Source organism: Glutamicibacter sp. AGC46 (genome assembly GCF_053543715.1).
Genome location: NZ_JBLVOJ010000009.1, coordinates 131,201 through 134,449, shown reverse-complemented (window position 1 = coordinate 134,449; position 3,249 = coordinate 131,201). Strand labels below are relative to the sequence as shown.

At 59.1% G+C, this 3,249-nt stretch carries 4 protein-coding genes; 2 read left to right on the top strand and 2 right to left on the bottom strand.

All coding sequences use genetic code 11. The annotated features are described in order from the left end of the window. Positions 1-153 precede the first annotated feature (153 nt). Both ACNPM8_RS03765 and ACNPM8_RS03760 read right to left on the bottom strand, forming a co-directional pair. The gene (locus tag ACNPM8_RS03765; protein WP_181149065.1) at positions 154-1,671 is read right to left on the bottom strand and encodes an acetyl-CoA hydrolase/transferase family protein; all 1,518 of its coding nucleotides are present in this window, start codon (positions 1,669-1,671) and stop codon (positions 154-156) included. Positions 1,672-1,874: 203 nt separating this feature from the next. Then, on the bottom strand, positions 1,875-2,180 hold the full coding sequence (locus ACNPM8_RS03760) for a helix-turn-helix domain-containing protein (protein WP_105662216.1): 306 nt from the start codon (positions 2,178-2,180) through the stop codon (positions 1,875-1,877). A 241-nt stretch (positions 2,181-2,421) separates the two neighbouring features. Between ACNPM8_RS03760 and ACNPM8_RS03755 the strand changes: the two genes are divergently transcribed. Together ACNPM8_RS03755 and ACNPM8_RS03750 are read left to right on the top strand one after the other, a co-directional pair. Further along, positions 2,422-2,724: a PadR family transcriptional regulator gene (locus ACNPM8_RS03755; RefSeq protein ID WP_105656586.1), complete on the top strand. Its 303-nt coding sequence runs from the start codon at positions 2,422-2,424 to the stop codon at positions 2,722-2,724. 9 nt (positions 2,725-2,733) lie between these two features. Continuing rightward, positions 2,734-3,120 (top strand): hypothetical protein, encoded by a 387-nt coding sequence (locus ACNPM8_RS03750; RefSeq protein WP_105662215.1) that lies wholly within the window; start codon positions 2,734-2,736, stop codon positions 3,118-3,120. Positions 3,121-3,249: the final 129 nt, after the last annotated feature.

The following is a 3,249-nucleotide window of genomic DNA, read 5'->3' as shown; positions in this document are numbered from 1 at the left end:
TGAACTGCTCGATGGCCGGCGCGGCCGGCTACGCGACGTGCTAGTGGATCCTGACGGCGCACTGATGGTGCTGACCAACAATACCGACGGGCGCGGCCAGCCAGGGGCGGGCGATGACCGCATCCTGCGCATCGCGCCCCGTCTGGCCGGCGACTAGCTGGCCGGGCGCATGTCTCCGGTCTCCTGGAAGCGCTGGTGCCAGGACAGGGCCTCGCCCAGCAGATGCGGGGTGTGCTTGCCGTAGCTTTCCTTGCACGCACGGTCGAAGTAGTCCTGCAGCATCGGGCGGTACTCCGGGTGGGCGCAGTTATCGATGACCAGCTGCGCACGCTGCTTTGGCGAGTGGCCGCGCAGGTCGGCCAGGCCCTGTTCGGTAATCAGGATCATGGTGTCGTGCTCGGTGTGGTCCACATGCGAAGCAAATGGAACGATGCCCGAGATCTTGCCGCCCTTGGCGGTCGACGGGGACATGAACACCGACAAGTAGCCGTTGCGCGCGAAGTCGCCCGAGCCGCCGATGCCGTTCATCACGTGCGAGCCCAGCACGTTGGTGGAGTTCACGTTTCCGTAGATATCGGCTTCGATCATGCCGTTCAGCGCAATGCAGCCCAGCCGGCGGATGATCTCCGGGTGGTTGGAGATCTCCTGGGCACGCAGCAGGATGCGCTCGCGGTAGTGGTCGACGTTGCGGTTGAATTCCTCGATGCCCTCCGAAGACAGCGAGAAGCTGGTGGCAGAGGCGAACTCGATGGTGCCGTCCTTGATCAGCTCCAGCATTCCGTCCTGGATGACCTCGGTATAGGCGGTCAGGCCCTTGTAGCCGCCACGGGCTAGGCCAGCGAGCACTGCGTTGGCGATATTGCCCACGCCCGACTGCAGCGGGAGCAGCTTCTCGGACAGGCGTCCGGCACGGATCTCGGAATCCAGGAAGGTCAGCAGGTGATCGGCGATCTTCTCGCTGGTCTCGTCCACCGGGGCGAAGGGGCTCAGGCGGTCTGGCGCGTCGGTTTCCACGACGGCGACGATCTTGTTGACGTCGACGTCCATGTACTGCTGGCCGATGCGGTCACGCACGGTTCTCAGGTCGATCGGCTTGCGGTGCGGAGGCAGTGCGGTGCCGTAGTAGACATCGTGCATGCCCTCCATGGCCGCAGATTGCTGGGAATTGACCTCGATGATGATCTTGTCGGCCATCTCCAGCCAGGTCTTGTTGTTGCCCACCGAGCTGGAAGGGATCAAGTCGCCCTCGGCGGTGACGCCGACAACTTCGACGATGGCCAGGTCGATCTTGCCGTAGAAGCCGAACCAGGCGTGCTGGGCGACATGGGACAGGTGGATGTCCATGTATTCCATGTTGCCCTCGTTGATGCGGCGGCGCAGCTCGGGGTCGGACATGTACGGCAGGCGCAGGTTCATGCCTTCGGCCTTGGCCAGCACGCCATCAAGCTCAGGGGCGGTGGAAGCGCCGGTAAGCACGTTGATCTTGAAGTCCTTGCCCGCAGCGTGCTGGCGCTCCATCTGCGCTGCCAGTGCCCCGGGCACGGCCTTCGGGTATCCTGCACCGGTAAAGCCGCTCATGGCGACAGTCATGCCTGGCTTAATGAACTCTGCAGCTTGCTCGGCGCTCATCAAGCGATCAGCAAAGGCCCGGTGGTGAATACGTTCGTGCAAAATAACCCCTTCAGAACTTCCTTGTGACACAGGTCTATAACCCGCGTCTCACCGGAATACTTTAGCTGGTCGGCACAGTGATTCAGGCCTCGCTGTGCGCTCCTGAGCGATGGGTGGCATATTTATCGATGAGGTGCGCTCTATTTGCGCTGACCGGTCGGTCAGGAATGGCAGCTTGGCAGCGACCGCCGGGAGCTCGATCGCTAGCCAAGTTCGGCGTGCGTGCCCTCGCGGATCGCTTTCACTTGCAGGCGGGCGCCCATGGCTTCTGCGTAGCGGCGCAGGGTGGCCAGCTGGACTCGATCAAGGTCCCCGGTCTCCATGCGGGCGATGCGGTCCACGCTCAGCTTCAGCACGGTGGCAAGTTCTACTTGGCTCAGTTCTGCCTCTTCGCGCAGGGCACGCAACGACAGGCGCCGGGACTCGCTTTGCACACGGAGCTGATGCTCTGCCACAGCTTCGCGTTGCGCCTCGGTCAATACTTCAGGATCCGCATACGCAAAACCCATTTGTTCCACCGCTTCTCTCGATCGTGCTGGCTTTGGACGTACTCATCTTCGAGGCTATTGCTGCAAATTGGCCAAGCCAATGATTATGACGCATTGGACGCAAGACGATCTGGTGAAATGTTAGCCACTTCTAAGTGACCATGACCAGTTCCGGCTCGGAATTGAATCGCCGGATGCTGCTAAGCCAAGATCATCCGAACGAAGGATAGAAATGCACCTATGTAGGATTCATACTTAAGTCATGTCACAGAGCAGAGTACTTCCACAGGTGAAGCGTTCCATGCTTCCGGTCGTTCTTCTAAGCTTCCTGGCAGAAAAACCCGAACACGGATACTCCATGCTGGCTAAGCTCGAAGAGCTCGGAGTACCCGGCATCAAGAGCGGGACTTTATACCCACTGCTTCGAACCATGGAAGAGTCCGGGGACATCGTCTCCGACTGGCAAATCACCGCTCGCGGACCCGCACGCAAAATCTTCGAAATCACCAAGCAGGGTCATCAGACCTTGAAATCAGTCAAAAACTGGTTAGAACAGTTCAACTAGGAGCCTTCCATGGAAAGTAACCTCAAAACCTACATCGACGAACTGCGCTACAGCCTTTCACTACGAAACGTGGATACGGCCACCATCCGCGATATAGCCAGAGAGGTCGAGTCCGAAGCCACCAGCTACGAAGACGCGACAGCCAACTTTGGATCTCCTGCAGAATATGCGGAGTCCTTTCCCGCAACAGCATCTCCAAAGAGCCACTCTGCCTTCATTCTCGTAGGCGTGGCCTTAGGTTTTCTTTGGGCTTTGCTGGCGATATTCCTACGGGATCGCGAAACAATGGTTTTCTCCGGATGGGCGATCACCTGGTTACCTGCATTCGGATTTGTCGTGGCAGGAATCATCACAGATTTCTCTCGTTCGCTGATGCGGTCTCGCGCCAGCCGGTAAGCGGCGAAAGCCTGAATAAACTCAAGATTCTGAATTGGCTTTGAGCCTATTCGAAGGTGGAACTTGCTATTCGTTGACTCGGAGGCCCAAAGAAATCCGGGTTAACGCCAAGAGGTGGCGTGCTCTCCT